At 71.7% G+C, this 17337-nt stretch carries 17 protein-coding genes; 8 read left to right on the top strand and 9 right to left on the bottom strand.

The annotated features are described in order from the left end of the window. Positions 1-111: 111 nt before the first annotated feature. Positions 112-1128, bottom strand: a complete 1017-nt coding sequence (gene glpX, locus MLY01S_RS00425) for a class II fructose-bisphosphatase (RefSeq protein WP_067188124.1) — start codon at positions 1126-1128, stop codon at positions 112-114. Positions 1129-1269: 141 nt separating this feature from the next. Between glpX and MLY01S_RS00420 the strand changes: the two genes are divergently transcribed. From MLY01S_RS00420 to MLY01S_RS00410, 3 genes are all read left to right on the top strand, one after another. Next, positions 1270-1917, top strand: a complete 648-nt coding sequence (locus tag MLY01S_RS00420; protein ID WP_255217992.1) for a DUF4245 domain-containing protein — start codon at positions 1270-1272, stop codon at positions 1915-1917. A gap of 122 nt (positions 1918-2039) precedes the next feature. Next, on the top strand, positions 2040-2687 hold the full coding sequence (locus tag MLY01S_RS00415; protein WP_067188121.1) for a carbonic anhydrase: 648 nt from the start codon (positions 2040-2042) through the stop codon (positions 2685-2687). Positions 2688-2798: 111 nt separating this feature from the next. Continuing rightward, positions 2799-4220: a class II fumarate hydratase gene (locus tag MLY01S_RS00410; protein ID WP_067188118.1), complete on the top strand. Its 1422-nt coding sequence runs from the start codon at positions 2799-2801 to the stop codon at positions 4218-4220. A gap of 225 nt (positions 4221-4445) precedes the next feature. On the opposite strand, the gene MLY01S_RS00405 is transcribed toward MLY01S_RS00410, so the two are convergent. Both MLY01S_RS00405 and phoH2 read right to left on the bottom strand, forming a co-directional pair. Then, positions 4446-4964: a prepilin peptidase gene (locus MLY01S_RS00405; protein ID WP_082739468.1), complete on the bottom strand. Its 519-nt coding sequence runs from the start codon at positions 4962-4964 to the stop codon at positions 4446-4448. A 277-nt stretch (positions 4965-5241) separates the two neighbouring features. Further along, the gene (gene phoH2, locus MLY01S_RS00400; RefSeq protein WP_245232062.1) at positions 5242-6627 is read right to left on the bottom strand and encodes an RNA 5'-3' helicase PhoH2; all 1386 of its coding nucleotides are present in this window, start codon (positions 6625-6627) and stop codon (positions 5242-5244) included. 265 nt (positions 6628-6892) lie between these two features. On the opposite strand from phoH2, the gene MLY01S_RS00395 reads away from it, so the two are divergent. Continuing rightward, positions 6893-7597, top strand: a complete 705-nt coding sequence (locus MLY01S_RS00395) for a rhomboid family intramembrane serine protease (RefSeq protein ID WP_067188115.1) — start codon at positions 6893-6895, stop codon at positions 7595-7597. 9 nt (positions 7598-7606) lie between these two features. On the opposite strand, the gene MLY01S_RS00390 is transcribed toward MLY01S_RS00395, so the two are convergent. After that, complete coding sequence (locus tag MLY01S_RS00390) at positions 7607-8380, bottom strand: isoprenyl transferase (RefSeq protein WP_067188112.1); 774 nt, start codon at positions 8378-8380, stop codon at positions 7607-7609. A 331-nt stretch (positions 8381-8711) separates the two neighbouring features. On the opposite strand from MLY01S_RS00390, the gene trhA reads away from it, so the two are divergent. After that, complete coding sequence (gene trhA / locus MLY01S_RS00385) at positions 8712-9305, top strand: PAQR family membrane homeostasis protein TrhA (RefSeq protein WP_067188309.1); 594 nt, start codon at positions 8712-8714, stop codon at positions 9303-9305. A 188-nt stretch (positions 9306-9493) separates the two neighbouring features. On the opposite strand, the gene MLY01S_RS00380 is transcribed toward trhA, so the two are convergent. Both MLY01S_RS00380 and mca read right to left on the bottom strand, forming a co-directional pair. After that, positions 9494-9889: a hypothetical protein gene (locus MLY01S_RS00380; protein WP_067188109.1), complete on the bottom strand. Its 396-nt coding sequence runs from the start codon at positions 9887-9889 to the stop codon at positions 9494-9496. Between the two features lie 25 nt (positions 9890-9914). Continuing rightward, complete coding sequence (gene mca / locus MLY01S_RS00375; RefSeq protein ID WP_067188307.1) at positions 9915-10835, bottom strand: mycothiol conjugate amidase Mca; 921 nt, start codon at positions 10833-10835, stop codon at positions 9915-9917. Between the two features lie 245 nt (positions 10836-11080). Between mca and MLY01S_RS00370 the strand changes: the two genes are divergently transcribed. The 3 genes from MLY01S_RS00370 to MLY01S_RS00360 all read left to right on the top strand — a co-directional run bounded on the left by MLY01S_RS00370 (position 11081) and on the right by MLY01S_RS00360 (position 13339). Then, on the top strand, positions 11081-11548 hold the full coding sequence (locus MLY01S_RS00370) for a DUF4307 domain-containing protein (protein ID WP_067188105.1): 468 nt from the start codon (positions 11081-11083) through the stop codon (positions 11546-11548). A gap of 281 nt (positions 11549-11829) precedes the next feature. Next, positions 11830-12324, top strand: a complete 495-nt coding sequence (gene greA, locus MLY01S_RS00365) for a transcription elongation factor GreA (RefSeq protein WP_067188102.1) — start codon at positions 11830-11832, stop codon at positions 12322-12324. A gap of 202 nt (positions 12325-12526) precedes the next feature. Continuing rightward, positions 12527-13339, top strand: a complete 813-nt coding sequence (locus tag MLY01S_RS00360; RefSeq protein WP_067188099.1) for a GOLPH3/VPS74 family protein — start codon at positions 12527-12529, stop codon at positions 13337-13339. A gap of 122 nt (positions 13340-13461) precedes the next feature. Here MLY01S_RS00360 and ilvA read toward each other — a convergent pair whose 3' ends face one another. The 3 genes from ilvA to MLY01S_RS00345 are packed head-to-tail and all read right to left on the bottom strand — an operon-like array spanning position 13462 to position 17173. Beyond that, positions 13462-14841, bottom strand: coding sequence for a threonine ammonia-lyase (gene ilvA, locus MLY01S_RS00355; protein ID WP_082739466.1), 1380 nt, complete (start codon positions 14839-14841; stop codon positions 13462-13464). Beyond that, positions 14838-16190: an AI-2E family transporter gene (locus MLY01S_RS00350; RefSeq protein ID WP_067188094.1), complete on the bottom strand. Its 1353-nt coding sequence runs from the start codon at positions 16188-16190 to the stop codon at positions 14838-14840. Before MLY01S_RS00350 ends, ilvA begins: the two co-directional genes overlap by 4 nt. Continuing rightward, entirely contained in the window at positions 16187-17173 is a 987-nt protein-coding gene (locus MLY01S_RS00345; RefSeq protein WP_306301683.1) for an aldose 1-epimerase family protein, read from the bottom strand. Before MLY01S_RS00345 ends, MLY01S_RS00350 begins: the two co-directional genes overlap by 4 nt. Positions 17174-17337 lie beyond the last annotated feature (164 nt).

Here is a 17337-nt window from a genome sequence, read left to right as displayed (position 1 = left end):
GCCCGGCCCGCCTCCGTCTAAGAAGGGGTGGGCACAGACCAACGGCCCGGTCCCCGCGAAGGGGACCGGGCCGTCGTCGTGATCCGGCCGGCGGAGCCGTTCAGATGTGGCTCAGCGGGCGTTCTGCAGCCACTTGGACCACTTGGCCACGTCGTGCTCGGCGTCCACGGTCCGGACGGTGCCGGACTTGGAGCGCATCACGATCGACTGGGTGTGCACGCGGCCGTCCTGGAAGCGGACGCCGCGCAGCAGGTCGCCGTCGGTGATGCCGGTGGCGGCGAAGTAGCAGTGCTCGGAGGTCACGAGCTCTTCGGTGGTCAGCACGGCGTCGAGGTCGAGGCCGGCGTCGATCGCCTTCTGCTTCTCCGCATCGTCGGTGGGGGCCAGCCGGCCCTGGATGACGCCGCCGGTGGCCTTGATGGCGCAGGCGGTGACGATGCCCTCCGGGGTGCCGCCGATGCCCATCATCATGTCCACGCCGGTGCCCGGACGGGCGGCCGCGATCGCGCCGGCGACGTCGCCGTCCAGGATGAACTTCACCCGTGCGCCGGCCTCGCGGATCTGTGCGACCAGCTCATCGTGGCGGGGACGGTCCAGCACGCACACGGTCACCTGGGAGACCGGCTTGTCCAGGGCCTTGGCCACGAGGTTCACGTTCTGCTTCACCGGCAGGCGCATGTCCACGAAGTCGGCGGCCTCCGGGCCCACCACGAGCTTGTCCATGTAGAACACGGCGGACGGGTCGAACATGGTGCCGCGCTCGGCCACGGCGAAGACGGAGAGGGCGTTGTTGTAGCCCATGGCGGTCAGGCGGGTGCCGTCGATCGGATCCACGGCCACGTCCACCGGGGCACCGGTGCCGTCGCCGACCTTCTCCCCGTTGAACAGCATGGGCGCCTCGTCCTTCTCGCCCTCGCCGATCACCACCACGCCGTCCATGTTGACGGTGTCCATGAAGGAGCGCATCGCATCCACGGCGGCGCCGTCGGCCTTGTTCTTGTCCCCGTAGCCGACCCAGGGGCTGGCCGCGATCGCCGCGGCCTCGGTCACCCGCACCAGCTCCATGGCGAGGTTGCGGTCCGGCACGTGGTTCTCGTACCCGGTGTTCTGCGTGGACGCGGTGCCCATGTCTCTCCGATCCAGATCGCGGTGCGCCGGTCCTGCTCGCGGGTCGGCGCCGGGGCCACTCTGCCCCACCTCCATCCTACGGGCCTGCCGTGCCCGGGGTGGCAGAATGCACGGGTGAGCTCGAGCGAGAACCATCCCGACGTGACCGACCCCGCCCGCACCGCGCCCGCAGGCGGTGCAGGGCCGGACGGCGGCCGCGCCGCGGCGCCCGCAGACTCCTCGGAGGCCGACCTCCAGGCGGCGCCGCGTCCGGTGCTGACGGAGAAGCAGGCCAAGCGGGCGACCTCCAGCTCCGTGGCCATGCTGCTGTCCACCCTGTTCCTCATGGCCGTGGTGGCAGCCTTCCTGCTGCTGGCCCCGCCTCCGCCGGCCCCGGAGCGCCAGGACCGCATCGACGTGGCCGAGACGGCCGAGCAGATCCGCGCCGCCGAGGGCGTCCCCGCCGTCGCCCCGGACGTTCCGGAGGGGTGGACCTCCAACTACGCCCGCTGGACCACCCGGGACGGCGTCTCCTCGTGGGACGTCGGCTGGGTGGTGTCGGACGACGTGTTCGCCGGCCTGGAGCAGGCCGCCGAGGCCAACCCCACCTGGACCGCCATGCGCGTGAAGCAGTCCCCGGCCGGCGACCCCGTGGATGTCGGAGGCGTCTCCTGGACCCCGCACGACCCGGAGGGCAAGGACCTGTTCTGGGTCGGCGAGGTGGACGGCACCACCGTGGTGCTCACCGTCACCGGCGACGAGTCCGTGATGCGCGAGCTCGCCGAGTCCGTGACCGCGGCGGCCCGGTGACGGACCTCACGGCGGTCCGCTGATAGACATGACGCCGGACGGGCACGGCCGCCGGTCCGGCCGTGACACCATAGGCCTCGGACGGCGCCGCCCGACGCCGCGGCCCGCACGGAAGGATCCTCATGGCCAGCACTCCGACCCCGCAGTCCCCCTCCGAGCCGCGGCTGACGCCCGGCGAGGTCTACCGGATGCTCGAGGCGGGCAACGACCGCTTCGTGGCCGGCACCCCCGGCCACCCGAACCAGGGCGCCGAGTACCGCTCCTCGCTGACGTCCGGACAGCACCCGAAGGCCGTGATCTTCGGCTGCGCGGACTCCCGGCTCGCCGCGGAGATCATCTTCGACGTGGGCCTGGGCGACGTGTTCGTGATCCGCACGGCCGGCCAGGTGATCGACGACGCCGTGCTCGGCTCCCTCGAGTACTCCGTGGACGTGCTGGACATCCCGCTCGTGGTGGTCCTGGGCCACGACTCCTGCGGCGCCGTCACCGCCGCGGTGGAGTCCTATGAGACCGGCCGGATGCCCCCGGGCTTCATCCGCTCCCTGGTCGAGCGCATCACCCCGTCCGTGCTCGCCGCACAGCGCAAGGGCATCACGGACGTGGACGGCACCGTGGCCGAGCACGTGGACCAGACCTGCGACCGGCTCGTGGAGTCCTCCCGCCACCTCTACCGCGCCGTGCGCGACGGCCGCACCGCGGTCATCGGTCTGACCTACTCGCTGGCGGACGGCGAGACCACCCTCGGACGGGTGCTCGGCGACATCGACTGATCTCCGCGTGCCGGCCGGCATGAGGCCGCCGTGCACCTGCGCCGCAGCGATCGGAGCGCAACAGTCCCACGCCCCTCTCCCGCCCCGCCCGGGCGGACTAGACTCGGTCACATGAGCGCACAGAACGAGCAGCAGTACCGCATCGAGCACGACACGATGGGCGAGGTGAAGGTCCCGGTGGACGCCCTCTACCGCGCCCAGACCCAGCGTGCCGTGGAGAACTTCCCGATCTCCGGCAAGACCCTGGAGCCGGCCCACATCCACGCCCTCGCACAGGTCAAGAAGGCCGCGGCGAAGGCGAACGCGGAGCTGGGCATCATCTCCCAGGAGCGTGCGGACGCGATCGTGAAGGCCGCCGACGAGGTCATCTCGGGCGCCCATGACGACCACTACCCGATCGACGTGTTCCAGACCGGCTCCGGCACCTCGTCGAACATGAACACCAATGAGGTGCTCGCCACCCTCGCGACCCGCACCCTGAAGGAGGCCGGCTCCGAGGACGAGGTCCACCCGAACGACCACGTGAACGCCTCCCAGTCCTCCAACGACGTGTTCCCCACCTCCGTGCACGTCGCCGTGACCGGCGCCCTGATCAACGACCTGATCCCGGCCTTCGAGCACCTCGCCGCCTCCCTGGAGAAGAAGGCGGAGGAGTTCAAGGGCATCGTGAAGTCCGGCCGCACCCACCTGATGGACGCCACCCCGGTGACCCTGGGCCAGGAGTTCGGCGGCTACGCCGCGCAGATCCGCTACGGCATCGAGCGCGTCGAGGCCTCCCTGCCCCGGGTGGCCGAGGTCCCGCTCGGCGGCACCGCCGTCGGCACCGGCATCAACACCCCGAAGGGCTTCTCCGCCCGTGTGATCGAGCTGCTCGCCGAGGAGACCGGCCTGCCGATCACCGAGGCCCGCGACCACTTCGAGGCCCAGGCCAACCGCGACGGCCTGGTGGAGGCCTCCGGTCAGCTGCGCACCATCGCCTACTCGATCATGAAGATCAACAACGACCTGCGCTGGATGGGCTCCGGCCCGAACACCGGCCTCGGCGAGATCGCCATCCCGGACCTGCAGCCGGGCTCCTCGATCATGCCGGGCAAGGTCAACCCGGTGATCTGTGAGGCCGCCATCATGGTGTGCGCCCAGGTGATCGGCAACGACACCACCGTGGCCCTGTCCTCCACCAACGGCGCCTTCGAGCTGAACGTCGGCATCCCGGTGATGGCCGCCAACCTGCTCGAGTCCATCCGCCTGCTCGCCAACACCTCCCGCGTGATGGCGGACAAGATGATCGACGGCCTGACCGCCAACGAGGAGCGCTGCACCTTCCTGGCTGGCGCCTCCCCGTCCATCGTCACCCCGCTGAACAAGGTGATCGGCTACGAGGCCGCCGCCACGATCGCCAAGCACTCCGTGGCCAACAAGATGACCGTCCGCGAGGCCGTCGTCGACCTCGGCTACGTGGAGCGCGGCGAGGTCACCGAGGAGCAGCTGGACAAGGCGCTGGACACCATGTCGATGACCCACCCGGGCGAGTGATCCCGGCCGGTGCCTGACGGCACCTGTCCCGTTGCGACGGCGCGGTCCCCTTCTTCAGGGGCCGCGCCGTTGCGCGTGTGCCGGGCCTCTTCACGACGACGGCCGCTCGCCGGCTGCCGCACCGTCACCCGACGCCGTGCCGGCCATGGCGAGTCTCATCCCGAGGGCGGTGCCGGCCGACGCATCGTCTGCCGCTCGGGGCGCAGAGGAAGGCGGTGGACAGGCTCAGAGGAAGGCGGTGGACAGCACCGCCGCGGCGCCGACGAGCATGGGCGGCCCGAACGGCAGGTGTGTGGAGGCCCGTGCCCGGCGCAGCAGCACGAGGACGGCCGCCACGAGCCCGCCGAGCAGGATCGCGAGCACTCCGGCGGCCACGGTGGCGCCGGGGCCGAGCACACCCGTATAGAGGCCGAGGCCACCGGCGAGCTTCACGTCCCCCATGCCGAGGCCGCCCCGGGTGAGCAGGTGCAGCACGGCCATCGCAGCCAGGTAGCCGGCCCCGCAGAGCAGGGACGTCGGCAGCACGGACGCGTCCCCGGACAGCGCTGCGACGAGGACGGCGGTCAGCACTCCCCCGACGGCGAGCGCCCCGGTCCAGCGGTTCGGGAGCCGGTGCTCACGAAGATCTGTGGCGAACAGGACCGCAGCGCACACGGCCGCCCAGGCCAGTCCCGCGATCAGGCCGCTCTCGGCCGCTCCCGCAACGGCCGTCCCCCATCCTCCGGACGTCGCGTTCCACCCCATGGACCCCACTCTGCCAGACACAGCGGATTCGAAGGTGATCTGTCCACAGAGACTGTTGCACGGTCTGCCCACAGGCGGCTAGGCTGGTGGCAGTCGGACACGGAATGACATCCGGTTCGGCCGTGAAAGACCCCATGGCCTCGATCCCGTTTCAAGGGGCCATGGTGGCGGGCTTCCTCGGTCCCACATCCCCCCTCCACGGGGCCGAGCACCCCCGCCAGGGGCCGCTGCCATGCAGCGGCCCCTTTTCACGTCTGCAGGGTCTTCTCCGGGGAGCTCAGCGGCCGCGCTCCTCGAGCAGCTCGGTCACCAGAGCGGCGATCTCCGAGCGCTCGGAGCGGGTCAGCGTCATGTGCCCGAACAGCCGATGCCCCTTGAGCGTCTCCACCACGGCCGCGATGCCGTCGTGCCGGCCGACCCGCAGGTTGTCCCGCTGCGCCACGTCATGGGTGAGGACGACCTTGGAGTTCCGGCCCATGCGGGAGAGCACCGTGAGCAGCACGTTGCGTTCAAGGGACTGCGCCTCGTCCACCACCACCCACGAGTCGTGCAGGGAGCGCCCGCGGATGTGCGTCAGGGGCAGGACCTCCACGAGCCCGCGGTCCATCACCTCGTCGATCACGTTCTCCGAGACCACGGCCGAGAGCGTGTCGTGGACCGCCTGCGCCCAGGGGTTCATCTTCTCGGCCTCGCTGCCGGGCAGGTACCCGAGCTCCTGGCCTCCCACCGCGTACAGCGGGCGGAACACGACCACCTTGCGGTGCTCGCGCCGCTCCATCACCGCCTCGAGGCCGGCACAGAGGGCCAGCGCGGACTTGCCGGTCCCGGCACGCCCGCCCAGAGACACGATGCCCACGGACGGATCCGTGAGCAGGTCGATCGCCAGTCGCTGCTCCGCCGAGCGGCCCTGCAGGCCGAAGACCTCCCGGTCCCCCTGCACCAGGTGGGCACGACCGCCCTGCCCGACGCGGGCCAGTGCTGAGCCTCGCGGGCTCGTCAGCACCAGCCCGGTGTTCACCGGCAGGTCGTCGGACGTGGCGAGGCCCCCGCCCACGGTGAGCAGCCCCGTGGAGGTGAGGGCGCCGTCGTCGGGAAGGGAGAGGCCGGAGACGGCCGGCAGGAGGAGGTCCTCCAGGTCCACCGACCCGTCCTCGTACAGGGCGGCCACAGCGGCCTCCTCCACGCTCAGCTGCACGGTGCCGGTCCAGCCGGAGTCCTTCACCTGGTCGTTGCGGTACTCGTCCGCGGCCAGGCCCATGGCCGAGGCCTTCACACGCATCGGCAGGTCCTTGGACACCACCGTCACGTCCCGCCCCTCGTCCGCGAAGGACTTGGCCACGGCCAGGATGCGCGAGTCGTTGTCCGTGCCGCGGATGCCGAACGGCAGCACGTCCGTGGAGATGTGGTTCAGCTCCACCCGCAGCGTTCCGCCCTCCGGGTTCAGCGGCAGATCCTGGGACAGCCCGCCGTGCTGCGTGCGCAGCTCGTCCAGCAGGCGCAGCGCGGAGCGGGCGTAGTAGCCCAGGTCCGGGTCGTGCCGCTTGTGCTCCAGCTCCGAGATCACCACCAGCGGCAGGATCACCTCGTGCTCGGCGAAGCGCAGCAGCGCCCGCGGGTCGGACAGGAGCACCGAGGTGTCCAGCACATAGGTCCGCTCTCCCACGCTGAGGCGGTCTCGGCCGCGCTCCTCGCCGGCCTGGACGGGATGGGTGGTCTGCTGCACGTGTGCCTCCTCGCCGGGGCCTCGACGCCCCTGCCTGTCCGGATGCCTCTCACGCTAGAAGCCGGTGGACCGGCCCCGTCAGACACGCCGGATGAATGTCGCGTGAAGCCCCGGTGACGGCGGTGACGGGCCGGTGACCGCAGCGTTCGGTGCAGGCGAAGACCTGCGCGGGCGTCTGCTTAGACTGGACCGCAGGAGGCCGATCATGACCCACCACCACAGCCCCGACCGATTCGACTCGGTCGGCTTCGGCGACCAGCCCGCGCCCCGAGGACGCGACGGCTCGGTGCGCGAGCGCCCCCCGTGGCGCGACCACCTGGTCCGCTGGTTTGCCCCGTCCGTGTTCCTGCTGGCGTTCATGTGGCTCGGCGGGCTGCTCGGCATGGTCGGCGGCCGCGCCCTGGTGTCCGGGTTCGGCCTCATCCCGCGCCGGCTCGACGGGCTGGACGGCATCCTCTTCTCCCCGCTGCTGCACGGCGGCTGGGGACACCTGATCGGCAACACCACCGCCCTGCTCGTGCTCTCCCCCGTGGCCGCCGTGGTCTCCCGACGCCCGCTGCGGCTCATGCTCTGGACCTGGCTCGGCTCCGGCCTGATCAACTGGCTGATCGGCACCCCCGGCGTGCACATCGGCGCCTCCGGCATCGTCTACGCGTTCACCGCGTTCCTGCTGGTCTACGGCATCGTCGCGCGGCGCTGGATCGCCGTGGTGGTCTCCCTGCTGGTCTCCCTGCCGCTGCTCGGCGGCACCCTCCTCGGCATGATCCCGCAGGCCGGCCTGTCCTGGACCGGGCACATCGCCGGCTTCCTCGCCGGGCTCATGCTGGCCCTGCTGTGGGGGCGCAAGGACCGCCGCGAGCGCGGCCCGTCCTGGCTCGAGCGGGCCGAGATGCGCGCCGGCATCCGCTGAGGCGGTCGGTCAGGCCCCGAAGCGGCGCTGGCGGGAGGCGTAGTCCCGGAGCGCGCGGAGGAAGTCCACCCGCCGAAAATCCGGCCACAGGGCCTCGCAGAAGTAGAACTCCGAGTACGCGGACTGCCACATGAGGAACCCGGACAGACGCTGCTCGCCGGAGGTGCGGATCACCAGGTCCGGGTCCGGCTGGCCGCGCGTGTAGAGACGGTCCGAGATCTGGTCCACGGACAGCTCCGCGGCCACATCCGCCGCCGAACGTCCCTGCGCGTCCGCCTCCACCAGCAGCTCGCGCACCGCGTCCACGATCTCCCGGCGGCCGCCGTAGCCGACCGCCACGTTGATGTGGATGCCCTCGCTGTCCTTCGTCTCCTCGGCCACGGCAGTCAGGCACGCGGCCAGGTCCTCCGGGAGGAGGTCCACCGCACCCACCGGCTGCACCCGAGCCCGCAGACGGCCGTCCTGCGGCTCAGCCAGCCTCCGGGCCGTCGTCTTGATGATCTCCAGCAGCGGGGCCAGCTCCTGCGGATCCCGGGCCAGGTTGTCCGTGGACAGCATGTACAGGGTGACCACCGGGATCCTCAGCTCGTCGCACCAGCCGATGAACTCGATGATCCGGTCCGCACCGGCCTGATGGCCCTGCTGGGTGGAGGCACCGAACGCCCGGGCCCAGCGGCGATTGCCGTCCACCATCACGCCGATGTGCCGCGGCATGCGCTCCGGGTCCAGGTCTTGGGCCAGGCGCCGCTCGTACATGCGGTAGACGACCTCGGGCTGGCGCACGCGGACCACTCCTGTCTGATTCGAAGCCTGCTCGGTTCGAAGCCCGCTCGGGCTCACCCGGGCGTCGCCACGCGGACGCGCATCCGGTCATGGACAGAATACGCGGCCCACGCCCAGGCGGCGGTGGAAGAATGGGGCCATGAGCACCCGTCCTGACATCCCCACCACGGGGGCGCTCGCCACGGACCATGACGGACGCGTGGCCGGCGATCGCCTGGCCCCCGCCGCCGACGGCGCCGTGGCCCCGCCCTCGCGCTGGCGGATCGCCCGCGTCACCGACCCGTCCGACCCCCTGTTCAAGCCCCGTCTGCGCGGCTGGATCCACGCCGTCATGGTGCCGCTGACGCTGGTCGCGGGAATCGTGCTGATCGTCCTCGCCCCCGGCACTGCGCTGACCTGGGCCTCGGTGGTGTACTCGACCACCGGCCTGCTGCTGTTCGGCGTCTCCGCCACCTACCACCTCGTCCAGTGGAACGAGCAGGTCTCCCTGGTGCTCAAGCGCCTGGACCACACCAACATCATGCTGGTCATCGCCGGCACCTACACGCCGCTGTCCATCGCGCTGCTGCCGCAGGACAAGGCCCTCCTGCTGCTGTCCCTGGTCTGGGGCGGCGCGATCGTGGGCGTGCTGTTCCGCGTCTTCTGGACCCACGCCCCGCGCTGGCTCTACACGCCCGTCTACGTGTGCCTCGGCCTGGCGGCGCTGCTGTACATCGGGGACTTCTTCGCCGCGAACGTCCCGGCCGCCGTGCTCATCTGCGCCGGCGGTGCCGCGTACATCGTGGGCGCCGTGTTCTACGCGCTCAAGGCGCCGTCCCTCCACAAGGAGTGGTTCGGCTTCCATGAGCTGTTCCACGCCTTCACGGTGGGCGGCTTCGTCTGCCACTACATCGCGATCATGTTCGGCGTGCTCGGGGCCGGCTGACGGGACGGCCTCACCCCTGCGCAAGTGAGGGCAAGACACGGTGTTGAGATCGCAGAACGTGACCGTGTCTCTTCCCCGAAACGCGAGGCCGTGGCGGCACCGGGCCGCGTCTACCGGGCGACCGTGTCTCTTCCCCGAAACGCCGGGCCGTGGCAGCCCTCCGCCCTCAGCGCATCAGGGGTGGAGACTCAGCGGCCGGTGTCCGGCTCCTGCGGCTCCGGGGTGGGCTCGTCCAGGTAGCCCGGGTACTTCTTGCGCAGGCGCTGCAGGCGGTCCTCACCGGAGGCATCGATGCCCTCGCCGGCGGTGCGCTGCTCCGCCGTCAGGCGCGGCTGGTTGCGCTCGACGAGCATCTCCTCGGCCTCGGGCGAGCGCAGCTGCACGCGGCGCACGGAGCGCACCATCAGACGCAGCACGATGATCGCCATGACCACCATCAGCGCGGTGAACAGGAAGCCCACCACGCCCGGGGTGATGTCGGCCTCGTCCAGGCCGGGGCGCAGGCTCGGCTCCGGCACCGCGGGGGAGGGCGCCTGCGCCTGCAGCGTGAGCAGGGCGGAGTTCAGACAGGTCCAGGTCGTCACAGCGGTCCAGTCTACCGGCGAGCCGTCAGCGGACGCCGTTGAAGAGGTCGTGCTCCGGCAGGTCGACCTCCACGCGGGAGTCGATCAGCACGTAGTCCTCCCACGGCCAGGCTTCGCGCAGCACCTCGTTGCGGGCGGCGAAGAAGAAGCCGGTGGGGTCCACCTGGGTGCGGTGGGCACGCAGCGCGGCGTCCCTGCGCTCCAGGTAGTCGGCCACGGGGATCTGCGTGGTGACGGCGTGGTCCGGGATGAACCAGGCCGGGGCGTCCTCCGGGTCCGGGATGTCCTCGCCGGCGGCCTGCCGGGCGCGAACCTCGCGGAGGCGCTCCATCTTCTCGTACCAGCCGAGGCGGTCGGCGAACGGGGAGTCCTCGCCGGCGGCCGTGTAGGCCTCGTGCAGGGTGCGGAACTTCGCAGGGTTGAAGGCGCGGTCGTAGTAGAGCTTGGAGATCTCCCACGGCTCCCCCGCCTCCGGGTACTCGTCCGCCAGGCCCGCAGCGCGGTAGGCCTCCACGGTGACCTTGTGGGACATCACGTGGTCCGGATGCGGGTAGCCGCCCACCTCGTCATAGGAGATCAGCACGTGCGGGCGGAAGCGGCGGATCAGCGAGACCAGCGGCAGGGCGGCGGTCTCCAGCGGGGTCATGGCGAAGCAGTTCGCCGGCAGCTCCGGGACGGGGTCGCCCTCCGGCAGACCGGAGTCGTGGAAGCCCAGCCACTCGTGCTCCACACCGAGGGCGGCCTGGGCCTCCGCCATCTCCACGCGGCGCACCGCGGTGATGTCCCGGTCGCAGGCCACGGTGTCCTCGTAGAGCGGGTTCAGCAGGTCTCCGGCCTCGCCGCCGGTGCAGGTGACCACCATGACCTCGGCCCCGGCGTCCACGTAGGCGGCCATCATGGCGGCGCCCTTCGAGGACTCGTCGTCCGGGTGCGCGTGCACGGCCATCAGGCGCAGGCCCGGGGACGGCGGCACGGTGGCGCCCGGGCGCGCCTCCACCGCCTCCGAGACGCTGTGGCGGCCGGTGTGGCCGACCGGGATGCCACCGGCCGAGGGGACGGCCGGGTCTGCGGTGTGCTTGTCGCTCACGGGCGGGACTCCTGACGGGAACGGATGTGCGGCGGCCTGGCCGGACCCGTCACGATGCCGTGGGGCAACGCGGCGCGGGTCCGCCCGACGGTAGGCTGGTGCCGATGGCCTCTCCCACCGCTGCACCGCACGCCTCCACCGGCGACACGCCGGACGAAAGCCTAGCCAACCGCTACGGAGGCGCTCAACGGCGCCCGTCCGCAGGGGTCTCGCGGCGTGTGCGTCTGGTGGCCGCCCTCGCGGTCGTGGCGGCGGTTCTGGTCACCGCCTGGTTCGCGCTCTCCACCTCCATCGGCAAGATCACCTACAAGGATGTGGGCTTCGAGGTGGTGGACGACCACCTGACCCGCGTCACCTTCCAGGTCAGCGCGCCTGCGGACACCCAGGCCGAGTGCGACGTGGAGGTCCAGGACGCCCAGGCAGCCCCCGTCGGCTTCCGCACCGTGCTGGTCTCAGGGCTCGAGCCGGAGCAGCGCTCCGCCCCCGGCGACGACACCTGGACCTACACCGTGGACGTGCGCACCGTGGTCCGCGGCAACACCGGCGTGGTCCACACCTGCCGCTCGCTCTGACGCGCCCCCACCGGGGTTTCGCCCGCGGCTGACAAGGGCGGCTCAGGGCCGTCACAGATCCCTGTGGCTCACCCCACTTGGTATAGTCGGACCCAGCGCTTTCTGCCCCGCCGAACGCATGTGTCTCTCGGTGGACGTCGGAACGTGGTCGAGGAACGGACCGCGGACCGCACGGCCCGGACACACCGGCGGGGTTCTTGTCATCTGCAGGCAGTGCAGGCGCCGACGCCCACGAGTGCCTGACGAAGAACCGGGCACCGACCCGAATGGAAGGAGTCAGCATGACCACGAACTCTGCCGACGCCCCGTGGCTCACCCAGGAGGCCTACGACCGCCTCTCCAAGGAGCTCGAGCACATCTCCGGCCCGTACCGCCAGGAGATCATCGACCGCATCGAGGCCGCCCGCGAGGAGGGCGATCTGAAGGAGAACGGCGGCTACCACGCCGCCCGCGAGGAGCAGTCCAAGAACGAGGGCCGCATCGCCGAGCTCAAGCACCTCCTCGAGACCGCCACCGTGGGCGAGGCCGCCGAGAACGACGGCCACGTGCACCCGGGAACCGTGGTGAAGGCGACCGTCGCCGGCGACGAGATGACCTTCCTCTTCGGCTCCCGCGAGATCGCCGACGACGGCGAGAAGCTCGATGTCTACTCCGAGCGCTCCCCGCTCGGCGAGGCCATCAACGGCGCCAAGAAGGGTGAGAAGGTCTCCTACACGGCCCCGAACGGCAAGGAGATCACGGTCGAGATCCTGGACGTCCAGCTCTACCGCGCCTGATCCCCTCCCCGTGAGGCGACCGTCCCTGCCGGACGGACCCACGACGACGGCCCCTCCCCTCCCCCGTTCCGCGGCACCTGCCGTGGACGGGAGGGCAAGGGGCCGTCGTCGTACAGCGGGCGGGGCCGGGAGGACGAGCACCCGGGGACGTACCGTGCGCCCGGGCTCTGCCGAGCCCGGTGCCCACTGCTAGGTTGAGTGCATGCTCACCGTTGAGAAGATGCACCTGATGCTGACCCGCCCGGACGGCACCGTCGAGTCCCCGAAAGCGCACAAGAACGCCCTCGCCGCCGCCGCGCTGGTCGACCTGGCCGACGCCGGGATCGTGGCCGTCGAGCAGGACGCGGAGCCGGCGCAGGCCCGCGTGCGCGTCGTGTCCGCAGGCACCACCGGCCACCCGGTCCTGGATGCCGTGCTGGGTCAGGTCGACGGCCTGGACGGCACACCGCTTCACGCCCTCGTGAAGAAGGGCAAGCCGGCCGTGCAGAAGCCGTTGGAGAAGCACCTGATCGAGCGCGGCACGCTCGTGAAGGAGAAGAAGGGCCTGCTCAACACCGAGATCCGCCCGGAGTCCACCCGCGCCCGCGACGAGGTGATCGACGAGGTCCGCACCGCTCTTCACTCCGAGGCGGCGATGACCCCGTCCACCTCCCTGCTGCTGGGCACCCTGGACGCGCTGAACATCGCCCGTGTGCTCATCCCCGGCGCCGAGGCCGAGCACGGCCGCCGTGAGCTCAGCCGCCGCATCAACCGCCTCACCCGGGACGACCGCCACGTGCGCGCCCTGCGTGCCGCCACCTCCTCCTTCGCCGGCAACACCGCCGCCGCAGCCCTCCCGGCCACGCTTGAGACCCTGCAGAGCCACGAGGACGCCTCCTCCGGCAGCCCGGCCGAGGACACCGAGCGCGCCGCCACGGTGGACGAGGCCGCCGCGAAGTCCCACGCCGCCGAGCAGGAGGCCGAGAAGGCGGCGAAGGCCAAGCAGGCCGCCGGCCCGCAGAAGGCCGAGCACTGAGTCGCATCGCCGGGTGACAGGGGCCGAGTCCCCCGACGCCGTGACGCCGCGAGGGCCGCACCGGATGTCCGGTGCGGCCCTCGTCGTGTGCGCGGCGGTCGGTGTCAGTACAGCTGCCGGCGTCAGTACAGCTGCTCGGGGGCGTAGCCGGCCTCGCGCAGCGCGGCGAGCACGTGCTCGGAGTGCTCGTGCCCGCGGGTCTCCATGTCGATGGTGATGTGCACGCCGCCCATGGAGAACTCCGGGCCCACGCGGGTGTGGTCCACGCGGACCACGTTCGCCTCGGCGTCCGCGATGAGCCGGGAGATGGTGGCGAGCTCGCCGGTGCGGTCCCGCAACGGGATGCGCACGCCCATGTAGCGGCCGTTGGAGGCGAGGCCGACCTGGATGGACTTGAGCATGAGCATCGGGTCGATGTTCCCGCCGGAGAGCACCACGGCGGTCTTGCCGAGGTCCATCCCCAGGGCGCCCACGCGCCCGGAGAGCAGTGCGGCCGCACCGACGGCGCCGGCGGGCTCCACCACGAGCTTCGAACGCTCCATCAGGTGCACGATGGCCTCGGCGATCTCGTCGTCGGTCACGGTCACCACGGCGTCCACCAGGGAACTGATGACCTCGAACGGCACGGCCCCCGGACGGCCCACCGCGATGCCGTCGGCGATGGTGCTCACGCCCTGCAGGGACTGCACGCTCCCCGCCTCGAGCGAGCTGACGTAGGCGGCCGCGTCCGAGGCCTGTACGCCGATCACCTGGATCTCACGTCCGGCCTCGCAGGCGGACTCCTTGAGAGCGATCGCCGCCCCGGCCAGCAGACCGCCGCCGCCGATCGCCATGATCACGGTGTCCACGTCCGGCAGCTGCTCGAGGATCTCGAGGCCCACGGTGCCCTGCCCGGCGATGATCGCCGGGTTGTCGAAAGGATGGATGAAGACCGCGCCGGTCTCCTCCGCGTAGCGCTCGGCCTCGGCGAGGGACTCGTCCACGGTGGTGCCGTAGAGCACGACCTCGGCACCGTGGTCCCGGGTGGCCTGCAGCTTCGGCAGGGCCACGCCCCGCGGCATCACGATGCGCGCATGGATGCCGAGCCGGCGGGCGGCCAGCGCCACACCCTGGGCGTGGTTGCCGGCGGAGGCGGCCACGACGCCGCGGGACTTCTCCTCCTCCGTCAGCAGCGCCATCCGGACATAGGCGCCGCGGACCTTGAAGGAGCCTGCCCGCTGCAGGTTCTCGCACTTGTAGTAGACCTCGGTGCCCACGTCCCGGCCGAGGGCGCGGGCGGTGAGCAGCGGGGTGGTCAGGGCGGTGTCCCGCAGGGTCTCGGCGGCGGCCCGGACGTCGGCCAGGGTCACCGGCAGCGTGGGGGCGGCGCCGGACTGCGCGCCGGAGCCGGAGCCGACGCCGGACGCAGAGGCCTGCGACGTCGCGCCGGTACCGGCGGGCACGGCCGGGCGGACCCACCGGGGCAGCTCGTCAGGACGGGGGCGACGGCGGGCGATGCTCATGCGCGGTCCCCGTCCTCGGCGCGGCGGGAGCCTGCGGAGTCGTCGCCGCGCTCCGCATCCTGGCCGGCGCCGGGCTCGCCCGCGTCCTCGCGGTCCCGGCGACGCTCGGACGGGTCGATGCCGGCGTCCACAGCCGCCTCCTCCGCCGCGATCCCGTGCGAGGCCACGAGGGCCTCCTCCCGGCGCACGGAGCGGTCCTGGCCGTCCGGGTCCGGCCTGCGGGCCTCGTCGCCCGGTTCAAGGGTCAGCGCTTCGTCGTCGACGCCCACGTGCGGTCCGTCCCCCTGCAGGCCGCGGACGAAGGCGTTGACGAAGGCCAGCAGCGGCACGGCGAACACGGCGCCGACCAGGCCGAGGACGGTGGAGCCGCCGGCCACGGCGAGGAACACGGCCAGCGGGTGCAGGGAGACCGCCTTGCCCATCACGAGCGGCTGGAGCACGTTGGACTCGAGCTGCTGGACGAGCAGCACCACCAGGAGCATGAAGACGGCGTTCCACATGCCGTTGGTGATCAGGGCCAGCAGGACGGCCAGGGCGCCGGTCAGGACCGCGCCGACCATGGGGATGAAGGAGGCCAGGAAGACGAGCACGGCCAGCGGGAACGCCAGCGGCACGCCCAGCAGCCAGGCGCCGAGGCCGATGCCGACGGCGTCCACGAAGGCCACGAAGATCTGCACCCGCACGTAGGAGCCGAGGGCACGCCAGCCGGAGTGGCCCGCGTTGTCGATCGCGTTCCGGCGGGCGGCCGGGACGAAGCGCAGCATGAACGCCCAGATGCGGCCGCCGTCGTAGAGGAAGAAGATCAGGGTGAACAGCGCCATGACGGTGCCAGCCAGCAGGTTGGCGGCCGTGGAGCCGAAGGTGATGGCGCCGCCCATGATGGTGCTGGAGTTCTCCCGCACGGTGTTGAGGATGTCCTGGACGCTGGAGCCGCCGTTGCCCTCCTGCCACGGCATCGGGATGCCGGTGGACTCGAGCCAGCGACGTCCGGCCTCGATGCCCTGGCCGACCTGCTCGGACATGTCCGCGAAGCCCACCGCCAGCTGCTGTCCGGAGAGGAACAGCAGGCCCAGGACCACCACGATCAACAGCAGCACGCACAGCAGCGAGGCCAGGATCGGCGGGGTCCGCATGCCGACCATCCACCGGTAGACCGGACTCAGCAGCGTGGCGAGCAGTCCGGCCACGATCACCGGGATGACCAAGAGGCTGACGTGGCTGAGCAGCCAGATCAGCACACCGGCCATGAAAAGGATGACGATCACGCGCCACGACCACGCGGCGGCGACGGTCAGGCCGTACGGGACGTCGCGGTCCACGCGGCGTGCGGTGGAGGCGGGGGTGGTCATCGGCGGGTGGTCCTCTCGTCGGTGTCGGCAGTGTCCTCGCCGGCCGGCGGGATCAGTCCCCAGGAGCCGGTGAGGCTCTGCCCGGGCTCAAGCCAGCGCAGGCCCTGTCCTGAGTTCAGGGCGTCGGCGGGGGCGGTCATCGGTTCCACCGCGACGGCCGCGTCACGGCCCGGCAGGCGGTCCGTGACGAACACGTGGGTGTAGGCGAACACGGGGTCGGACCACAGGGTCAGGGTGCGGCCGTCGGCAGCGGTGAGACGGGCCTCGTGCCGGCCGCCCTCCGCAGCGGTGAGACCGGTGAGGCAGACATCGAGCGGAGCGGAGCCCACCTGCCGTCCCTGCCGGAAGTCGAATGCGGTGCCGGCGGCCTCGCGGGTGCCCACCGGGATGAGGGTCTGGGGGTCGGCCTCGATCCATCGCTCCGCGTCCACGGTGAGGGTGAGCTCGGCTGAGGGGACGTCCCCGAGCCGCAGGAACGGGTGGCTGCCGAAGGCGGCGGGGGCGGCCTGGGGCGAGTGGTTGGTGAGCGTCTGGGCGACGGTCAGGGCCCCGTCCGCCTCCAGCGTGTAGGAGACGCGATGGGTGAGGCGGAAGGGCCAGCCGTGCTGCGGGTGGATCTCGCCGCGCAGACTCACCCGGTGCGAGGTCTTGGACTCCAGCATCAGCTGGGTGTTCCGCAGCAGGCCGTGGCTGGCATGGCCACGGGCGGGTTCGGTGACGTCCAGCTGCTGGGTCCGTCCGTCCAGCTCCCAGCGCGCCTCGGCCACGCGATTGGGCCAGGGAGTCATCTGGATGCCGTTGCCGGCCGGCGGGATCGTGTCCTCGTCGTAGGGCTCGGTGAGGTCCTCGCCGCCCACGCGGTAGGTGCGCAGCGCGCCGGCCAGGCCCACCACGACCGCTTCGGCGCGACCCCGCTCCAGGCGGTACTGCATGCCGGTGGCGGCGGTGTCCTCCGCGAGCGATCCCTGCTCGTTCGGCTCCACGTCTCTCTCCTCACCCCTGGTGCTCTCCGACCGATGCGGCCGGAGAACGGACTCTGGTTGAGGCTACGCCTGTGCGCGCGGCGGGGCGACCCCGCGGCCCGGACTGTGGACAGCCTCACGTCCGCCTCCCACATCCCCAGACACGACGGAGCCCCCGTCCGGGG

This window comes from Micrococcus lylae NBRC 15355, assembly GCF_001570885.1.
Taxonomy (GTDB): domain Bacteria; phylum Actinomycetota; class Actinomycetes; order Actinomycetales; family Micrococcaceae; genus Micrococcus; species Micrococcus lylae.
The sequence above is the reverse complement of the archived record's forward strand: the minus strand, read 5'-3'. Positions and strand labels throughout refer to the sequence as shown.

Coding starts and splice junctions, on each gene's coding strand:
- mca (WP_067188307.1), bottom strand. CDS start 10,835: ATGGCCGTGCACGCGCACCCGGACGACGAGTCCTCGAAGGGCGCCGCC.
- MLY01S_RS00410 (WP_067188118.1), top strand. CDS start 2,799: ATGAGCGCACAGAACGAGCAGCAGTACCGCATCGAGCACGACACGATG.
- MLY01S_RS00405 (WP_082739468.1), bottom strand. CDS start 4,964: ATGGGGTGGAACGCGACGTCCGGAGGATGGGGGACGGCCGTTGCGGGA.
- MLY01S_RS00360 (WP_067188099.1), top strand. CDS start 12,527: ATGCTCACCGTTGAGAAGATGCACCTGATGCTGACCCGCCCGGACGGC.
- glpX (WP_067188124.1), bottom strand. CDS start 1,128: ATGGGCACCGCGTCCACGCAGAACACCGGGTACGAGAACCACGTGCCG.
- MLY01S_RS00395 (WP_067188115.1), top strand. CDS start 6,893: ATGACCCACCACCACAGCCCCGACCGATTCGACTCGGTCGGCTTCGGC.
- trhA (WP_067188309.1), top strand. CDS start 8,712: ATGGTGCCGCTGACGCTGGTCGCGGGAATCGTGCTGATCGTCCTCGCC.
- greA (WP_067188102.1), top strand. CDS start 11,830: ATGACCACGAACTCTGCCGACGCCCCGTGGCTCACCCAGGAGGCCTAC.
- MLY01S_RS00415 (WP_067188121.1), top strand. CDS start 2,040: ATGGCCAGCACTCCGACCCCGCAGTCCCCCTCCGAGCCGCGGCTGACG.
- MLY01S_RS00350 (WP_067188094.1), bottom strand. CDS start 16,190: ATGACCACCCCCGCCTCCACCGCACGCCGCGTGGACCGCGACGTCCCG.
- MLY01S_RS00370 (WP_067188105.1), top strand. CDS start 11,081: ATGGCCTCTCCCACCGCTGCACCGCACGCCTCCACCGGCGACACGCCG.
- ilvA (WP_082739466.1), bottom strand. CDS start 14,841: ATGAGCATCGCCCGCCGTCGCCCCCGTCCTGACGAGCTGCCCCGGTGG.